This is a genomic window from Streptomyces blastmyceticus (genome assembly GCF_039521185.1).
Lineage (GTDB): Bacteria > Actinomycetota > Actinomycetes > Streptomycetales > Streptomycetaceae > Streptomyces > Streptomyces blastmyceticus.
On sequence record NZ_BAAABW010000028.1, the window covers coordinates 114,586 to 131,386 of the forward strand.

23 protein-coding genes and 1 pseudogene are annotated in these 16,801 nt (G+C 68.4%); 21 read left to right on the forward strand and 3 right to left on the reverse strand.

Features of this window, described 5'->3' with window-relative positions; translation table 11 throughout:
- Nucleotides 1-10: 10 nt before the first annotated feature.
- The 14 genes from ABD269_RS28160 to ABD269_RS28225 all read left to right on the forward strand — a co-directional run bounded on the left by ABD269_RS28160 (nucleotide 11) and on the right by ABD269_RS28225 (nucleotide 10,742).
- A complete protein-coding gene (locus ABD269_RS28160; RefSeq protein ID WP_344122362.1) occupies nucleotides 11-181 on the forward strand; it encodes an Rmf/CrpP fold protein in 171 nt (56 codons plus the stop codon).
- Nucleotides 182-263: 82 nt separating this feature from the next.
- Nucleotides 264-872: a hypothetical protein gene (locus ABD269_RS28165; RefSeq protein WP_344122364.1), complete on the forward strand. Its 609-nt coding sequence runs from the start codon at nucleotides 264-266 to the stop codon at nucleotides 870-872.
- A gap of 21 nt (nucleotides 873-893) precedes the next feature.
- Nucleotides 894-1,868 (forward strand): major capsid protein, encoded by a 975-nt coding sequence (locus ABD269_RS28170; RefSeq protein ID WP_344122366.1) that lies wholly within the window; start codon nucleotides 894-896, stop codon nucleotides 1,866-1,868.
- Nucleotides 1,826-2,269 carry a hypothetical protein gene (locus ABD269_RS28175; RefSeq protein WP_344122368.1) on the forward strand — a complete coding sequence of 148 codons (444 nt, stop codon included), beginning with the start codon at nucleotides 1,826-1,828 and terminating at the stop codon, nucleotides 2,267-2,269. Before ABD269_RS28170 ends, ABD269_RS28175 begins: the two co-directional genes overlap by 43 nt.
- Nucleotides 2,266-2,586 (forward strand): hypothetical protein, encoded by a 321-nt coding sequence (locus ABD269_RS28180; protein ID WP_344122370.1) that lies wholly within the window; start codon nucleotides 2,266-2,268, stop codon nucleotides 2,584-2,586. Before ABD269_RS28175 ends, ABD269_RS28180 begins: the two co-directional genes overlap by 4 nt.
- Nucleotides 2,583-2,936, forward strand: coding sequence for a hypothetical protein (locus ABD269_RS28185; protein ID WP_344122372.1), 354 nt, complete (start codon nucleotides 2,583-2,585; stop codon nucleotides 2,934-2,936). The genes ABD269_RS28180 and ABD269_RS28185 overlap by 4 nt, the downstream gene beginning before the upstream one ends.
- Nucleotides 2,933-3,364: a minor capsid protein gene (locus tag ABD269_RS28190; protein ID WP_344122375.1), complete on the forward strand. Its 432-nt coding sequence runs from the start codon at nucleotides 2,933-2,935 to the stop codon at nucleotides 3,362-3,364. The genes ABD269_RS28185 and ABD269_RS28190 overlap by 4 nt, the downstream gene beginning before the upstream one ends.
- Before the next feature lie 11 nt (nucleotides 3,365-3,375).
- On the forward strand, nucleotides 3,376-3,888 hold the full coding sequence (locus tag ABD269_RS28195) for a phage tail tube protein (RefSeq protein ID WP_344122377.1): 513 nt from the start codon (nucleotides 3,376-3,378) through the stop codon (nucleotides 3,886-3,888).
- On the forward strand, nucleotides 3,888-4,373 hold the full coding sequence (locus tag ABD269_RS28200) for a DUF7426 family protein (protein ID WP_344122380.1): 486 nt from the start codon (nucleotides 3,888-3,890) through the stop codon (nucleotides 4,371-4,373). Before ABD269_RS28195 ends, ABD269_RS28200 begins: the two co-directional genes overlap by 1 nt.
- 227 nt (nucleotides 4,374-4,600) lie before the next feature.
- Entirely contained in the window at nucleotides 4,601-7,018 is a 2,418-nt protein-coding gene (locus ABD269_RS28205; RefSeq protein WP_344122382.1) for a phage tail tape measure protein, read from the forward strand.
- A gap of 2 nt (nucleotides 7,019-7,020) precedes the next feature.
- The gene (locus ABD269_RS28210) at nucleotides 7,021-7,920 is read left to right on the forward strand and encodes a phage distal tail protein (RefSeq protein WP_344122384.1); all 900 of its coding nucleotides are present in this window, start codon (nucleotides 7,021-7,023) and stop codon (nucleotides 7,918-7,920) included.
- Between the two features lie 11 nt (nucleotides 7,921-7,931).
- Nucleotides 7,932-8,921 (forward strand): hypothetical protein, encoded by a 990-nt coding sequence (locus tag ABD269_RS28215; protein ID WP_344122386.1) that lies wholly within the window; start codon nucleotides 7,932-7,934, stop codon nucleotides 8,919-8,921.
- A gap of 91 nt (nucleotides 8,922-9,012) precedes the next feature.
- Nucleotides 9,013-10,041, forward strand: coding sequence for a hypothetical protein (locus tag ABD269_RS28220; RefSeq protein ID WP_344122388.1), 1,029 nt, complete (start codon nucleotides 9,013-9,015; stop codon nucleotides 10,039-10,041).
- Entirely contained in the window at nucleotides 10,041-10,742 is a 702-nt protein-coding gene (locus ABD269_RS28225; RefSeq protein WP_344122391.1) for a hypothetical protein, read from the forward strand. Before ABD269_RS28220 ends, ABD269_RS28225 begins: the two co-directional genes overlap by 1 nt.
- A gap of 55 nt (nucleotides 10,743-10,797) precedes the next feature.
- On the opposite strand, the gene ABD269_RS28230 is transcribed toward ABD269_RS28225, so the two are convergent.
- The gene (locus ABD269_RS28230; protein WP_344122393.1) at nucleotides 10,798-11,010 is read right to left on the reverse strand and encodes a hypothetical protein; all 213 of its coding nucleotides are present in this window, start codon (nucleotides 11,008-11,010) and stop codon (nucleotides 10,798-10,800) included.
- Between the two features lie 226 nt (nucleotides 11,011-11,236).
- Here ABD269_RS28230 and ABD269_RS28235 point away from each other — a divergent pair, with 226 nt between their 5' ends.
- From ABD269_RS28235 to ABD269_RS28250, 4 genes are all read left to right on the forward strand, one after another.
- Nucleotides 11,237-12,436, forward strand: a complete 1,200-nt coding sequence (locus ABD269_RS28235; RefSeq protein WP_344122395.1) for a hypothetical protein — start codon at nucleotides 11,237-11,239, stop codon at nucleotides 12,434-12,436.
- Nucleotides 12,437-12,512: 76 nt separating this feature from the next.
- Nucleotides 12,513-13,343, forward strand: a complete 831-nt coding sequence (locus ABD269_RS28240; RefSeq protein WP_344122397.1) for a GH25 family lysozyme — start codon at nucleotides 12,513-12,515, stop codon at nucleotides 13,341-13,343.
- 26 nt (nucleotides 13,344-13,369) lie between these two features.
- Nucleotides 13,370-13,630: a hypothetical protein gene (locus ABD269_RS28245; RefSeq protein WP_344122399.1), complete on the forward strand. Its 261-nt coding sequence runs from the start codon at nucleotides 13,370-13,372 to the stop codon at nucleotides 13,628-13,630.
- Nucleotides 13,627-13,887, forward strand: coding sequence for a hypothetical protein (locus ABD269_RS28250; RefSeq protein WP_344122401.1), 261 nt, complete (start codon nucleotides 13,627-13,629; stop codon nucleotides 13,885-13,887). Before ABD269_RS28245 ends, ABD269_RS28250 begins: the two co-directional genes overlap by 4 nt.
- Nucleotides 13,888-14,350: 463 nt before the next feature.
- On the opposite strand, the gene ABD269_RS28255 is transcribed toward ABD269_RS28250, so the two are convergent.
- Together ABD269_RS28255 and ABD269_RS28260 are read right to left on the reverse strand one after the other, a co-directional pair.
- A complete protein-coding gene (locus ABD269_RS28255) occupies nucleotides 14,351-14,608 on the reverse strand; it encodes a hypothetical protein (protein WP_344122403.1) in 258 nt (85 codons plus the stop codon).
- Nucleotides 14,605-15,084 carry an ATP-binding protein gene (locus ABD269_RS28260; protein ID WP_344122405.1) on the reverse strand — a complete coding sequence of 160 codons (480 nt, stop codon included), beginning with the start codon at nucleotides 15,082-15,084 and terminating at the stop codon, nucleotides 14,605-14,607. The genes ABD269_RS28255 and ABD269_RS28260 overlap by 4 nt, the downstream gene beginning before the upstream one ends.
- Before the next feature lie 226 nt (nucleotides 15,085-15,310).
- Here ABD269_RS28260 and ABD269_RS28265 point away from each other — a divergent pair.
- From ABD269_RS28265 to ABD269_RS28275, 3 genes and pseudogenes are all read left to right on the forward strand, one after another.
- Nucleotides 15,311-15,505, forward strand: a pseudogene (locus ABD269_RS28265) (helix-turn-helix domain-containing protein); the annotation flags it as partial.
- Between the two features lie 39 nt (nucleotides 15,506-15,544).
- Nucleotides 15,545-16,162, forward strand: a complete 618-nt coding sequence (locus tag ABD269_RS28270; protein ID WP_344122716.1) for a DUF5753 domain-containing protein — start codon at nucleotides 15,545-15,547, stop codon at nucleotides 16,160-16,162.
- Nucleotides 16,163-16,173: 11 nt separating this feature from the next.
- Nucleotides 16,174-16,371: a DUF397 domain-containing protein gene (locus ABD269_RS28275; protein WP_344122407.1), complete on the forward strand. Its 198-nt coding sequence runs from the start codon at nucleotides 16,174-16,176 to the stop codon at nucleotides 16,369-16,371.
- Nucleotides 16,372-16,801 lie beyond the last annotated feature (430 nt).

Genomic DNA, 16,801 nt, shown 5'->3' on the forward strand with positions numbered 1-16,801 from the left:
GGGGGCAGCAGTGGGCAGTCGAGGCGAGCTCGTCCGAGCCATCAACGCCGGCGCGCAGGCCGGCCGCGACCGTGTCTCGGTCACCGCATGCCCCTACCCGCGGGGTGATCTGCGCCGTAGCGCGTGGATTCGCGGCTATGCCAAAGCCCGGCCGCTTCCCGACGAGGACACCGCCGACTAGGCCCCCACTCTTCCCTTTCAGGGCTCGCCAGGCGGCGGGCCCTTTCTTCATGCCCGCTCCAACCCCGGAGGGCCCTTTCCGCATGTCCGAAACCTCTGCCGCAACCGCGGCAGCAGACACCGATCCCGCCCCGTCCGCCACCGCGACCACCACCCCAACGTCCGTGCCCGCGGCGGCTCCTGCGCCCGACCCAGCCGCCGAGCAGCAGCTCGCCGACGCGCAGCAGCGCGCCACCGCAGAGGCCGAGCGGGCCGCGCAGCTACAGGCCGCGCTCGACGCCGTGAACAAGGCGCTCAACCCCGACGGCCAAGGCGGCAATCAGGACCCGGCCACCCTTGCCGCTGCGGTCGCCGAGCGCGACAAGCAGCTCGCCGACGCCGCCTCGCAGTTGCGCACCGCGCAGGTAGAGCTCGCCGCGTACAAGGCCGCCGGCGAGCAGGGCGCGCGGGCCGACCGGTTGCTGAACTCCCGCTCTTTCCTCACTGCTGTTGCCCAACTCGATCCCGGTTCCGACACGTTCGCCGAGTCGCTGAAGTCCGCGATCACGGCCGCTGTCGATGCCGACCCGGAGCTGTACCGCGCCGCCCCCGCCGCGCCCGCCCGTGGCGGTGCGGAGTTCAACGGCGCCCCATCCGGCGAGCGCCGGCCCACCACCCTGCACGACGCCATCGCCGCCCGCCTCGGCGGCTGACCCTGACTGGAGATCCCGCCTATGGCTATCACCCTGGCCGACGCCCGCATGAACACGCAGGACGCCGTCGACATGATGGTGATCGATGAGTTCCGCAAGTCCTCGTGGCTGCTCGACAATCTGACCTTTGCCGACGTCGTGAACCCCTCCGGAGGCGGGGCGACTCTCTCCTACGGGTACACGCGGCTTGTCTCCGAGCGCGGCGCGAGCTTCCGTCGACTGGGCACGGAGTACAGCACCGAGCAGGCCAAGCGCGCCCGCGCATCGGTCGACCTCGGCGTGCTGGGCGGTGCGTTCGAGATCGACCGCGTGCTGTCCAACATCGGCCCCGCCGCTACCAACGAGGTGGCGTTCCAGATGGACCAGACGATCAAGAGCGCGCGGGCGTTCTTCTCCGATCAGGTCATCAACGGCACCAAGAGCACCAACGATGAGAAGCCTTTCGAGGGGCTGTCGAAGATCCTCAGCGGCAGCTCGACGGAGTTCAAGACCGCGGCCAACTGGTCCGCCCCTGCTGACCAGGCCGCAGCGCACGACGCGCTCGACGGCATCGACGAGTTCCTCGGCCTGCTCGACGACACCCCCTCGGTACTGCTCGGCAACAAGAAGACGATCGCCCGCATACGGTCGCTCGCCCGTCGGGCCGGCTACTACAGCCGCAACGAGAACAGTTTCGGGCAGCTCGTCGAGAGCTACAACGGGATTCCATTCGTGGACCTGGGCGCCAAGGCCGGCACCGCCGACCCCGTGATCGGCGTCGACAGCAAGACAGGCACCACCGACCTGTACGCCGTCCGCCTCGGGCTCGACGGCTTCCACGGCGTATCCGCCATGGGCGGGCAGCTCGTGCAGCAGTGGCTGCCCGACTTCTCCACCGCCGGCGCCATGAAGAAGGGCGAGGTCGAGCTCGGACCCGTCGCCGTCGTCCTCAAGGCCACCAAGGCCGCCGCCGTATGGCGCGGCATCAAGGTCACCCCGGCCGCCCCGGCGAGCTGATGCCGGTGCGCCGCGTCTACGCCACCCCCGAGCAGCTCGCCACCTGGCTCGGTACCCCCGCCCCTGCGGATGCCGAGCGTCTGCTCGCCCGCGCCGCCGAGGACATCGACTCGGCCCTGCTCACCGCGCTGTACCGGGTCGATGCGGACGGCGACCCGCTAGACCCCGGCATCGTTGCCGCACTCGCCGACGCGACGTGCGCGCAGGTCGAATGGCAACTCGCCACGGGCGACGACGGAACGGGCGCGGCCGGACAGTGGGACTCGGTCAGCATCGGCCCCGTCTCCCTGTCCGGCCGTAGCGGGCGCAGTGCGGGATCGTCCGGTGTCGAGCTCGCCCCGCGTGCCGACCGCATCCTGCGCCGTGCGGGTCTCGAACCGGGGTACGTGATCGCGTGGTGACCCGTGTTCCCCCGGCGCTGTTGCGCCACCGGATCATGGTGGAGCCGTACGCGGGCGAGGGGGCGTACGGCGCACAGTACCGGCACGTCATCCCCGACGTGCCCGCGCTCGTCGACGCCTCCCCACGGCTCGTGAGGGCCGCGGACGGCCGACAGATCACTGCCTCGGCGACGCTGATCGCCGGCCCAACGCTGGATTGCCCGCCGGGGTCACGGATCACCCTGCCCGACGGGCGCACCACCACCGCGATCACCGTCGCCCACCACACGGCCCCGGGTCTCCCGGTGTCCGCATGTACGGAGGTGGCTTGCGAGTGAGTCAGTCCGTGCGGCTTCAGTGGAACGGCGCCGCCGCTACCGAAATCATGCGGCGAGCTGCTGCTCGTGGTCTGCTGCTGGGTGCCGAGCACGTCCTCACCGAGAGCCGCAAGCGCGTGCCGATCGCCGAGGGCACCCTCGAACGCTCCGGCGCCGCGAGCGTCGACGAGCAGTCGCTGACCTCCGCCGTGTCCTACGACACCCCGTACGCGACCCGGGTGCACGAGGACATGAACGCCCGGCACTCCCCTGGCCGCTCCGCGAAGTACCTCGAAAGCATCCTGCCGGAGACGAGCGACACCGTGCAGGCGCTGATCGCGGCGCAGGTACGGCGGGCGCTCGGCTCGTGAGTTACACCTCCGACCTGCTCGACGGTCTCGCCCGGCTGCTGCACGAGCACGGGGTCGGCACGTACCGGCCCGAGGGGACGTACGCCCCGGGCGAGACGGCGATCACCATCGCCACGACGCCGCCGGCCCCCGACCGCGTCATCTGTCTCGCCGCGTACCCCGTGACCGACTCCTCGGCGCTCACCGACACCACGACCGGCGTGCAGATACGCACCCGGGCAGGCGCAGATCCGCGCGAGGTCGACACCCTCGATGACCTGGTGTTTTCCATTCTGCAGGGCGCTGGGCCGTTCCTCTTCGGCTCGGTCCGCGTGCAGCTCATCAGCCGCGCCTCGGGGGCGCCGATTGGTGCTGACGCTTCCGGCCGCATGGAGCGGACCAGCAACTTTTACGTTCGCGCGCACCGCGCACACCCCCACCTCGAATAGGAGGCCGCTCTATGGCCACGCCGACGCCGCCAGCCGAGACCGTGACTGCGCTTGCGCGCCGGTACCGGCTGGAGGTGGACACCAGCACCACCAGCACCCCGAGTTGGACCCTGCTTCCCGGGGTGACCGAGTTCGCGCCGAAGATCGAACCGACACAGCAGGACGTGACCACGTACGACGCCGAGGGGTGGGTCGAGCAGGCCGTTACCATGCTCGCCTGGTCGATCGAAACAACGATCGCTCACAGGGCCCACCCCACGACGGGGCAGTTCAACCCGACACAGGAGTACCTCCGTAAGGCGTCGATGAGCTTCGGAGCGGCCTCGTACGTGCACGTGCGTTACTACGACCGCATGGGGGCCGACGACGCGTACGAGGGCTCGGCCCTAGTGACGTGGGAGCCCGGCGGGGGCGGCCCCGACGAGGTCGACACGATCAAGATCACGCTTACCGGCTCCGGTCCGCTCCGCTCGATCACCAACCCGGCCGCCGGCGCGGGCCCGAAGAACGGGGGCGGTAGCTGATGGCGTTCGAAGCACTCGACGAACTGCTCGACGAGTCGCTGCACTTGCCGATCGGCGGGCGCGTCTACACCGTGCCCGCCCCGTCGGCTGAAGTCGGTCTGCGCACTCAGGCGATCATCCATGCCGCGGCGACCGCGGCCGACGGCGGGCGCGCCGACGAGCAGGTGCTCGCCGACGCCGCCGAGCGCGACCTGTACGCCGAGGTACTCGGCACCGCGCACGAGCAGATGGTCGCCGATGGTGTGCCGTGGCCCGCCCTCAAACACAGCGCGATCACGGCCATGGTGTGGATCTCGCAGGACAAGGCCGCGGCGGAACGTTTCTGGAACGCAGCCGGCGACCCTTCTCGGGTGGCCCCGAACCGGGAGACACGCAGGGCCCGATCGGGCGCGGCGAACTCGACCCGGTCTCGGGGCTCTTCGAGTGGTACGAGTACCCGGCCGGTACCCGGCCCCGCCAAGGGCAAGGGTCAGCGCCGACGCTGACGTGGGCGGCGATCCTCGCCGAGTGGCCTCTCGTCGAGGCCGATCTGCACGAAATCTACGGCGTCGACGTCGGCGCCCCGGGCCTGCTGCGGGCCCGCTCCTGGCGATGGCTGCGCGTACGCGTCCTCGCTCTTCTCTCTGCTGAGTCCCGGCTCGCCCGCGTGCTCACGCCCTCACCCGACTAGGCCGCCCTTCCGGGCTGCACGACCGCCCGGAGGTGATGAGCTATGGCGCTGCGCGTGGGCGAACTGATGGCGACGTTGTCAGTCGACGATTCCCCCGCGACCGCCGGCGTCCGCCGTGCCGAGGCCGCGGTGCGGGCGGGCGGCGATCAGATGGCGGCCGATGCCGCGCGCTCCGGTCAGCAGGCCGGACAGCAGCTCGGCGACGGTGTCGCCGAGGGCGCCGACCGGGGCTCGGGCAAAGCCAAGAGCCTTATGGAGAAGGCCTTGAAGGGGTTCGCCGCGGCCGCGGTCGGAATCGGCATCGGTGCCGCGCTCATGGGCGGGATCGGGCAGGCCCTCGATCAGGGGAAGGTCCAGGGCAAGCTACAGGCTCAGCTCGGCAGTTCGGGCCCAGTTGCCGCGCAGTACGGCAAGGCGGCGGGCGCCTTGTATTCCGGGGCGATCGTCGACTCGGTCGAGGACGGCGCCGAAGTCCTCAAGGGCATTGCGCAGAATGGCCTGTTGCCGCCGGAGGCGACGCAGAACCAGATACAGACGATGGGCCGGAAGGTCGCCGATACGGCGGCTGTGATGGGCGAGGACGTCGGCAAGGTCTCGCGGTCGGTCGGTGTGATGCTGAAAACTGGCATCGCGAAAAACGCCGATGAGGCTATGGACGTGCTCGTCAAGGGCACGCAGTCGGGCGTCAACGCGGCTGAGGACCTGCTCGACACCTATGCGGAATACCCCACTGAATTCCGGCAGTTGGGCCTCGACGCGCAGACGTCGATGGGGCTCATGTCGCAGGGCCTCAAGGGCGGCGCGCGCGATGCGGACGTCGTCGCCGACAGCCTGAAAGAGTTCACCCTACAAGCGCAGGGGATGAGCGACACCACCAAGCAGGCGTATACCGATCTCGGCCTTTCCGGCGAGAAGATGCAGGAGGTTTTCCAGAAGGGCGGACCGGCCGCCGGTAAGGCTTTCGAGGAAGTCATCACGAAACTCCGGGGTGTTGAGGATCCAGCCAAGAAATCGCAGATCGCTCTCGGTCTTTTCGGTACGAAGTTCGAGGACATGCAGCAGGCAATTTTCGCCCTCGACCCGGCACATGCGGTCGATGCCCTCGGGCAGGTGAAGGGCGCCACCGATAAAGCCGGTGACGCCATGCGCGACAACGCATCGACGAAGATCGAGGTGTTCAAGCGCGCCCTTGAGCAGAAGGCCGTAGCCGTCATCGGCGGCAGGGTGATTCCTATTGTCGAGAAACTCGCCGACTGGGTAGGTGCGGGCGGACTCGGCAAGGCGTGGTCCGCGTCGTCGAAATTCGTCTCGGACCACAAGACGGAGCTCACCGCCGCCGCGACCGTAATCACGCTGGTGATGCTGCCCACGCTGATCACGCTGGGCGCGCAGGCCACGACAACAACCGTCGCAGTGGTCACGGGCTGGGCGACGCAGAGCGCGGCCGGCGCCACCGCGGGCGTGCGCTTCCTGGCCACCAACCTGGTGATCATCGGGGGGTGGGTGGCGCAGGGTGCCGCGGCCGGCGCCACCGCACTGCGAGTGGTCGGTGCATGGGTGCTCATGGGCACACAGAGCCTGATTCAGGGCGCGCGGATGGCTGCTGCGTGGGTGATCGCCATGGGTCCCGTGGGGTGGATCACTGCGGCAATCATCGGCCTCGTTGTGCTCGTGGTGGCCAACTGGGACACCGTGGTTTCCGCGACATCTGCCGCGTGGGATTGGGTCTGGTCAAAGATCCAGGCCGTTGGTAAATGGATCCTGGATTTCTTCCTGAACTGGACGGTCGTCGGGCGCGTCATCAAGCATTGGGATGACATCGAGGCCGGTACGGTCGCCATCTGGGATGCCATCACAGGCTGGATTGAGGGCATCCCCGGCGAGATCGCCGACTTCTTCAGGGACTGGCCCGTTCTCGGTGTGATCATCAGGAACTGGGGAGCCATCAAGGAGGGCACTTCCCGTAAGGCCCGGGAAATGCTCGACTACGTCAGCGGACTCCCCGACGAAATCGCCGGATATTTCGGCGACTTCGGAACGATGCTCTACGACGAGGGCGGCGATTTGGTCCGCGGCTTGTGGCGCGGAATTCAGTCCATGGGATCGTGGCTGCGCTCCACCCTCATGGGCTGGGCGAAGGACATGATTCCCGGACCGATCGCCCGAGCGCTCGGGATTCACTCGCCGAGCCGTCTCATGCGTGACCAGATCGGCAAGCACATTCCGGCCGGTGTCGTCGAAGGCATCAAGGCCGGTACACCCGCGGTCGACCGCACCATGCGGAATCTCGTGACCGTCCCGGCATCCCCGCAGTTCGCTACCGCTGGCACTCCCGCCATGAGCAGTACAGGGGGCGGCAGTTGGGGCCCCGCTGTCCACATTGAGAACTGGCACGCGGGCAATTCGACGGCCGATCAGACCGCGGCTGCGCTCGCTTGGCAGATGAAGCAGAGGGGGTGACCATGGCCGCGGGTGATTTGGTCAGCCTCCCCGGGCATATCCAGTACGGCGACCTGCTGCTCGGCCCCGGAACCCCCGTCCGTTGGAAGAGCGTTACGGGGTGGGAGGACACGCCCGGGAACGACTCGGGGGCCGTCGCCCGCGCCGACGGGCACGGGGCCTATCCGGGCCGGCTGCTCGCTCAGACACGCACGATCACCGTGAACGATGTGGTGATCCGGACCGAGCCCGGCGCCATGAGCGCCGCGGTGCGGACCCTGTCCGCCTCCACGGCGTTGCGCGAGGACGAGATACCGCTCGTGATCAAGCTGGACGACGCACCGGCGCTGATGTGCTGGGCACGCTGTCTGCGCCGCAGCGTGCCCGTGACGACCGGGTACCGCATCGGTGTCGCCGAGGGCGGGGCGTTGCTGTTCGAGGCGACCGACCCGCGCCGGTACTCACTCGTCGAGCAGCGCGTCGAGGCGCGTCTGCCGCGGCCCGAGCCCGGCCTCGACTGGCATCCCGCCCCCGGCGAGGGGCTGGTGTGGCCGCTGGATTTCGGCGCACCGGGCAGCACGGGCGGTATGGCCGTGACCAACGAGGGCGACGCACCCGCCGCGCCCGTGGTGGAGTTCCGCGGGCCTGTCGACCGGCCGAGTCTGACGAACGTGAGCAATGGCGACGTCATCGAGTACGACATCGTCCTCGATGCGGCCGACGTGCTGCTCGTCGACACCGCGGCCGGCACCGTCACGCTCAACGGAACCGCGTCACGACTCGATACAGCGACCAGCCGCAGCATCCCTGAACAAGCATTCGTCCTCACGCCGGGGACGACGCCGCTCGCCGTCCGGGCGGCCCCCGGTTCATCCGATCCCCGCGCGTCCGCTGTCCTGCGGTACCGCTCGGCCTACTGGTAGGAGACCCCCGTATGACCGTTCGTTCCGCGTGGCACCTCCCCCTCGGGCAGACCCGCGAGGACACCCGCCTGACGCCGCTGGGCGTGATGGCACCCTCCGGTGAAATGACCAGCCGCGACGGCGTGATCGCGGGCGGACAGCCGTTCGCTGCGGCCGGTGTCTCGCCGATGCAGGTGCAGATCGGTGTCGGCCGCGCCATCGTGCAGGGCACCGTCGCACAGGGGGCGTACCCGGTCGCGGTCACCGCCCCGGAGACGCTCACCATCATCGACGGCGACGCACAGTACGCCCGCATCGACTCCATCGTGCTGCGCATCCTCGACCCCGGGTACGACACCTCAACACAGCCTCTCGCCCGCGTCGAGATCATCCAGGGCATCCCGACCGCCACCCCGGTCCCGCCCGCCATGCCTGCTGCGGCACTGCGCCTGTGGGACATCAGCGTTCCCGCCGGAACATCAGCCGGCGTGGGCGGGATCAACTGGGCGAGTGCGCTCGCCGACCGGCGCCGGTACACCGCCGCGGCCGGCGGGATCATCCCCCGCGGCTGGGGCCTCGCCTTCCCCGGCGCCTACGACGGCCAGTACCGCGATAACGGCGGCGCCCTCGAACGCTGGTCCACCACCGCGGGCACGTGGCAGTCCTACCCGTACGACTCCGGGTGGCAGCCGCTCACGCTCTGGGGCGGCTACGGTCACCCCGGGCACGGCATGCCCGCCGCCTGGCGCCGCATCGGCCCCCTCGTCATGCTCCGCGGACGCATCGGCCCCACCAAGGCGGGATCGACGATCCCCAACGGCGCGACCATCCTCACCCTCCCCGCCGGAGCCCGGCCCGCAGGAAACAAGGAATTCGCGTGGTCGAGTCCGCGAGACCAGAGCAACAAGGCGCCGAGCGTCTGCCGTGTCGAAATCCAGCCCGGCGGCAACGTCCGCACGTACGAGTTCGTCGAGCTCCCGCAATGGATCTCTCTGGACGGCGTGACGTACACGATCGACTAGCACGACCAGGGGGTGAGCCATCTCTCTCGCCCCCGCGTACCGGGTCCTGCTCTGTGACCTGCGCACCGACCAACTGCTCGACGTCGTGCCCGTGCAGCAGCTCGCGCTCGACGACTACATCGGCAAAACCGGATCGATGTCTGCCACCATCCCCGTGCCCAACGCCGCACTCGCGGCCCGTATCCGCAGCGCCGTACAGCCCGGCCGTACCGCGGTATGGGTCGAGCGCGGGCGCGAAATCTGGTGGGGCGGAATCCTATGGACTGCTCGCGTGGCGAGCAGCACGCGCGGTGAACTGTCCGTGCAGGTGCAGGCTGGCACGTTCGACTCGTACCTCGATCACCGCATGCTCGCCGACACCCAGATCGCCACCGGCGTTGATCAGTACGACATCGCCCGCGGCCTGATCAACTACGTGCAGAACACCCCCGGCGGCGATATCGGCATCACCTACGATGCCGCGCCTTCCGGCGTGCTCCGCGACCGTACGTACAGCCGCTACGACCTGCCCCGCATTCGGGATTTGATCAACCAACTCTCGTCGGTCGAGAACGGGTTCGAGTGGCGCATCGCCGCATACCGCGACCCGGTCTCGGGACGGCGCGTCAAAGAGCTGCAACTCGGGTCGCCGATCCGTACGGGCACATCCGAGATCGTCCTCGACCACCCCGGCCCGGTCCTCTCCTACACATGGCCCGTCGACGCGACCACGCAGGCGAACGCATGGCAGTCCCGAGGCGCGACCGACAACCGCAACCAGGCCGCGGAATCGCACCCGATCACGTCCGAGCTGCTCGTCGCCGACGAGGACATCGCCGCTGGCTGGCCACGCCTCGACGGAAGCAGCGACTACTCGACCGTGATCGAGCAGGCCACCCTCGACGCCCACGCCCGAGCTGACCATGCCCGCGCCCGCGTACCGCTCACGATTCCCGAGATCACCGTGCGCGTGGACGGCTCGATCACCCCGGCTCTGCTCGGCGCGACCGTGCGTCTGCGCATCCGGGATCTGTGGTGGCCCGAGACGCTCGACCGCCGGTACAGGATCGTCGGCCTCGCCATCACCCCACCCGAACGCGGGCGCGCCGAGACCGTCCGCCTGTATCTGGAGGCCGCCTGATGGCTGCTGTCCCCCTCGATCTCCTTGACCGCATCAGGGAACTCGAACGGCAGGTGCGCGAGCTCGCCGGCCGCTCGCAGATCCGCCCGGCCATGGACCAAGTCAGCAAAGGCAACGTGAAGATCGGCGAGGGCGGGTCCTTCGGCGTGTTCGCCCCCACCGGTGCGCAGATCCTCGGCGTGGGTTTCTGGGGCAACGGCGAGTACGGCGTCTCGCTCAAACGACAGGACGGCACCGCTGCCATGACCGTCCGGAACGGCACCACCGACGGCCAGGCCCAGCCCCTGCGTCTGTTCGACTCCCGCGGACATGAGATCTGGGCGGACGACGTCGCAACCGGCGGGATTGCTTATCCCTGGCTCACGCTCGTGCCTCCGCAAGATGCCGCCCCGATCCGGTGGCCACAGACCAACTCGGGCAGTTTCACGCTGGTTGCCCAGTCCTTCAACCCGGTCTATCAGCCAAAGATCCGGCTGTACTGCCACACCATTGCCGACAACGGCACCGCGGGCGAGGTCCGCGTGAAGGTCAACGACCGCATATGGGGACCGGCCATCACCGCAGGCAGCGAATTCGACCATACGGACTTCACCTGCGCGGAAATCGGCAGCGTCGTCGAAGTAGCCATCGAAGCCCGCCGCACCAGCGGAACCGGATCCGTTTACGTACAGCCCAAGATGCTCTACGGGCGCCAGACCTGAACCCATACGCCGGGTCAACCAGGAGATCCCGACCCCGGCTCGCCCGTGGCTGCCCTCACTTCTTCTTGCGCGAGGATTTGGGCAAGGGGTTGGGGTAGCTCTGCAACATCACGCCGTTTTCCCTGGACTCCGACCCACTCTTCCTCTTACGGGAGGAGTCCGGCAGGGGGTTGGGGTAGCTCTGCACGACGATGGGGTCCGAACCGCCCGCGTCCTTCTCCGCGCCCTTTGACGGCTGGGCCGATCCTTTGTGATTCCGCTTGCTCATGTCTCCTCCTCAGGAGTCTTGCAGGGACACGCATGCCTCTCCCGAAAGCCTGCGCCCCTGCTTGCCCACCCGCAGCTCAGACGTACGCCATAGGAGTGAGCACCCTCCTCGCACCGAGCCACCGACCAGACCCAGGAGAAATCCCGCGTTGCTGCCCGACTCCATCCCCACCGTCACCGTGACCGCCCGTTTCCTCAGCCCCACCGGGCAGCCTCTCTCAGGATCCGTGACCGTCCGCGCACCGGCCCAACTGACCTTCCCCGCCGCCGATGTGATCCTCGGCGGACCCGTCGTCGCCCAGCTCGACGCGCAGGGACAATTCACCGCCACCCTGCCCGCGACCGATGCCCCCGGCATGGACCCCGCGGGATGGTCGTACACCGTCACCGAGGCGCTGTCCGGCATCCCCGCCGGCCGCACCTATCAACTCCTGCTGCCCGCCAAGCAGCCGCGCGTCGACCTCGCCGACGTCGCCCCCACCGATCCCGCCAAGCCGAATTACGTGCCGGTCGAGGGCCCGCGCGGCGAGAAGGGCGACCGGGGGCAGTCCGCGTACGAGGTCGCACTCGCCAACGGCTACAGCGGCACCCCGGCAGACTGGCTCACGTCCCTCATCGGCCCCCGCGGCGCCGCCGGCCCCCAGGGCGAGCGCGGCCCCGCCGGTCCCACTGGCCCGCCCGGCGTCGTCCAGGCCGTCAACGGGCGCAGCGCCGCCTCGGTCACCCTCACCGCGACCGACGTCGGCGCCCTCGCCGCGAGCGCCCGCGGCGCAGCGAACGGCGTCGCCGCACTCGACGCCGGCGGAAAAGTACCCACCACGCAGCTCCCGCCCCCGAGCGCGGCCGCGGGGCCGGCCGGGGTGTGGCTGCCGGACGACTTCGGGTACAAGGCATGGGCGTACGACCTCGCCGCGAGCTCCCGCACTCCGGGTGATCCGCCCTCCGAGGCCGGGCGTCTGTATCTTGTCGGCGTCCCGCTCCGGTCGGCCGCAGGGATCAGCAAGATTGCTGTTCATGTCATGGGCTACGACAAGCCCAACAGCACTGTTTCGGCCGCCTACTTGGGGATCTACGACAAGAATCTCGCTCGCGTCGCGGCAACGGCGAACGTCACCTCGTCGCTCCCCGAAACGCACAACATCGGCGGGCAGACGGCTGTACTGCCGCTGTCCGCTACGGTCAGCCTTGCGCCCGGCAGCTACTACGTAGCGATTTTGATCAAGGGCACCGGCACGGCGGCCGTGCCGCTCCTCGCTGCCACGAATTGGGCGGCGACGGCAACAACGTCGGGCGCCCGGGTGGCCGACGCAACCGGCGTCTACCGGTGGCTACAGACATCGTCAACCACCCTCACAAGCCTGCCCGCCTCACTCGCGCTCGGGGACATGACCGAGGCGAGCACCTGCTATTGGGCCGCCATCGGCTGACCCCCGCCACCCTTCACCGACCGTCCGCCCCGCGCACCACGCCGGGGCTTTTCTTACATCTGGAGGCAATCCCATTATGTTGCAGGGCATCGATGTGAGCTCGTACCAGTCGGGCGACTACGACACAGACGACCTCTCGTTCGTGTTCATCAAGATCACCGAGGGCCTCTCGTACGTGAACCCCAAGTGGGTCCGGCAGAGGCAGACGGCGCGCGACGCCGGGCTCGTGGTGGGCTTCTACCACTACCCGCACATCGGCAATGACCCGGTCGAGGAGGCCGACTTCTTCCTCGATCAGATCAACCTCGTTCCCGGTGACGTCCTGATCCTGGATTGGGAGTGGTACGGGCAGGACGTAAGCGACTCCCGCGCCCGCGCCTACCGGGCCGCATGGCTCAAGCACGTCAAGGCCAAGGCACCTGGGCACCGCGTCGGGATCTACAGCGACCGTTCCAACTGGCTTACCGTCGACGCGGATTCGAACGCAGGCGACTTCCTATGGATCGCCGACTATGTCCGTGCCGGCAACCCGCGGATCTTGCACAACTGGACATTTCACCAGTACACCGACGAGCCCCTCGACCGGAACGTCGCCGACTTCCCCAGCCTCGCCGCCCTGCGCCGGTGGGCCGATGCCACCGAGGACGACGGCGAGCCCGAGTACGAGCCTTATCCCGGCCTTGAGTGGCTCCGGAGTTACCCGGCCTCGCCGATCATCACCGCGATGGGCGAACGGCTCGTCGAAGAGGGGTGCGACGCGTACGAGATCGGCCCCGGCCCCCAGATGACCGATGCCGACGTCGAGTCATCCCGCCTGTTTCAGATCAAGCTCGGCGACGCCCCGCAGTACCGCGACGGGTGGCTCGGACCGCGCCAGTGGGCGGCGCTGAAGGTCCCGAAGGTCTGAACCCCACAATCCGAAAGGAATCCCGCATGACCGATGCCAACCGCCGCACGATCCGTACCGTCGTGCAGACCGCCGTCGCCCTCGCCGTCCTGCTCCCCGCCATCGTCGACGCGTCCGGCATCCCCGCCACCCTGCCATGGGTCGCCGGCGCACTCGCCGTGGCCGGCGGCCTCGCCCGCGTCATGGCCCTGCCCGGCGTCCAGGCCCTCATGCCCGCATGGCTGCGCACCGCCCACCCCGACGACGAGCTGCACGCGCTCGACCACCCGCGGGGCGACACCAGATGACCACGCCCCCGCAGCCCGACCCGACGCCGGTCGCGCTTGAGCTTGAGCGGCTGCACCGATCCGTCGAGGTCGGGTTCGCCCGCCTCGACGGACAGCTCGCACTACTCGTCCAGCGCAGCGACCAGACCGACGGCCGTATCGTCGATCTCGATATGCGCGTCGCCGAGCTCGAACGGGCACGCTGGCCGCTGCCGAGCCTCGCCGCCCTGGTCGCGCTCGCCGCGCTCCTCCTCTCTATCTGGCAGACGACCCGCTGAAACGCAGATGTGCCCCCGCCCCGGCTGTGTGCCGGGGCGGGGGCGCCTTTTTGCGTTTCAGGGCATGAAGCAGGGCCCGGTCGGCCGCCGCTGGCCGGGCCCTGCCCAGGGGGATTCACCGGGCGGGTACGCCTATGAGGTCAGCACCGGCGCGGGAGGTCTCCCCCTTCCTGTACCGCCCGCCCCCTCGTGACCGGGCGGTGCAGGACGGATGCGACGCCACCAACGGGCTGGCCGCCGGGCGTGTTTGGCCCTGTGCGTGATCGTGACCTGTGCGGGATCGATCACGAGGACGCTCACCGGCCGGTCGAAGCAGTAGCAGTCGAACTTCTTGCCCGGAGCGTCCACGGGCGGCGGGGTGAACGCCCGGCCCGCCGGTGGCATCGACCACCACATGACGAGGGCAAAGAGAAACCCCACCGTGAGCATCAGTACGCCGGCGGCAACGATCACCGGCCACGGGTCACCCCCGTACATGAGACCCACCTCGCAGGACGATCCGAACGCGGCGGACGATCCGGGCACGGCGGGCGACACGGCCCTCGTTCTCGACGGCCGGGTGCACCATCAGCCCGACGTGTTCGGCGAGTTCGTACGCCAGCTCGCGGGCCACCCGCTCGGGGATCTCCACGAGGGTCTTGTGATTGAAGTGCAGCCAGTAGTCGGCGTTCCGGTTCTTGCGGCCGATGCGGCAGACCGTGAACTGCTGCGCCCTGATCACGCGCTCACCGCACGGTCGGTGCGCAGCTCGAACCACACGCGCTTGCCGATGAGTCGGATCCCGTCTTGGTCCCATGCCCATTGGGCGCCCCAGTGGGCGGCGATGCGGGAGACCAGCAGCAGGCCCCGTCCGCTCTCGTCGTCCGTGCTGACGGCCCGGGCAAGGGGCAGGCGGCCGGAGGTGCTGGAGTCCCGGACCGCGATCACTGCGCGGTCGGTGTGCACCGTCACCTCGACGTCGAGGTGCGGCACCCTCGCGTGACTCACGACGTTGGTCACGGTTTCCGAGACGCACAGGCGGGCGTCCTCGGCTAAGGACCCGGCCCCGTTGGCGATCAGGGCGGCGGCGACCGCGTCGCGCACCACTCGTACCGTGGTCGGCACGGCCGGCGCCGTGATGCGGTAGGTCTGGGCGGGGTGTTCCTCGGGCTGCTGCTCGGTGGTGGTGCGGGGACTGCTGAGCGTCGCTGTACTCATTGCGTCTCTCCCAACGAGGTCACTGGACCTGCGCGGAACCGCCGTCCGTGGCTCGGCCGCCTCCCGGGATCCCACAACGGGCATGCAGGCGGCTGCACTTCGGGTCTTCCCGGCGTGCTGCGCGGTGCTGACAGGACCATAGAGCATGGGGAGCTAAGTTGACACCCACTTGGGAACACTGTTGATCCCTGTGGACCCTCGTCGTTCGCTGCGGGAAACTGCTGCCATGCCGCCAAGGACAGTCACGACCGCCCGTCAGCAACGAATCGGCGCAGAGCTGCGCAAAATGCGCGAGAGCGCAGGTCTCACTGCACGCGAAGCTGCGGTTCTCCTCGGGATCGACCACACGAAGATTTCACACATGGAGACTGCGAGATCAGGCGTCGGGCCAGACCGACTCCGCGTCCTCGCGAGCGGCTACGGGTGCACAGATCAGGCGTACGTCAATGCCCTGGTTGGCATGGTGAAGGAACGTACCAAGGGATGGTGGGAGGAGTACCGCGGAATCCTGCCAGCAGGTTTCCTTGATCTTACGGAGCTGGAGAGCAAAGCAACGTTTCTCCACACTTACCAGATCGCCCACCTGCCTGGCCTCACTCAAACCGTTGATTACGCAAGAGCGGTTTTCGAATTCACCTTCCCACGACTCACACCGGCCGACGTAGAGGCCAGGATCTCCCATCGGGTTCGCCGTTCGCAAATCCTCGATCGCGCAGGCGGCCCTCAATTCACAGCCATAATCCATGAAGCCGCTCTAAGAATGCGCTTCGGTGGCCCCCAGCTGGCCCGCAAGCAGCTAGAACACCTCTTGTCCCTCTCGGAACGCCCGAACTGCACGATCCTGGTGATGACCTTCGAATCTGACGGCTTCGCTGGCTCTGGGCAAGCGGTCCTGCACGCCGGCGGCCCTGTGCCGCAGCTCGACACGATTCACCTTGATTCGGCACACGGCGGACTCTTCTTGGATGCCGAGTCACAACTCAACGCTTATCGAGACCTGCTCTCATCCATGGAAAGTCGTACCCTACCCGTAAAGCAGTCGCGCGACCTGATCAGAGAGATCGCGCAAACGTTGTGAAAGGGCTAAGAATGCCGGAAACCAATTGGCAGCGATCGTCTTTTTGTGGCGGGGGCGGCAACAATTGCATGGAAATACGAGCGGGTGCGGACTCCATACAGGTACGCGAGAGTGAAGCACCCGAGGCTGTCGTCACCTTGACTCGTGATCAGCTCGCCGCGTTCGTCGCTGGCGTCAAGGCAGGCGAGTTCGACCACCTGATCGGATGATCGCCAACCACTGAGCCCCCCGTCTCCACAGGTGGGGGGCTCACGCATATGCCAGTAGAGACAGAAGGCAATATAGCTCCGGCATCACTGTTGCCCCCTGAGCGGCGACGGCGCTACGTTCTCCCCCTGCGCCGCCGCGCCGGACGATGGTCAGGCAAGATCGAGCCCGACACGGTGGTCAACTCCCCGCGCCTTGAGGATGGTTCGGGGAGCCTCCCCGAGTAGCTCGCTCCCCTCGCACCCCCGAGAGGGGAGCGAGCACACCTCACCAGCAAGGGAAGTGTTCGCGTTGCCCTGGGAGTTGGACAAGAGATGGACCGCACCACCACAGCGCCGCCTGACAGGGAGGCTGTACATCACCAATGACGCCGACGATGTCCTCATGGTGAAGACCGGACGCCATAACCGGTGGACACTCCTGGGCGGTATG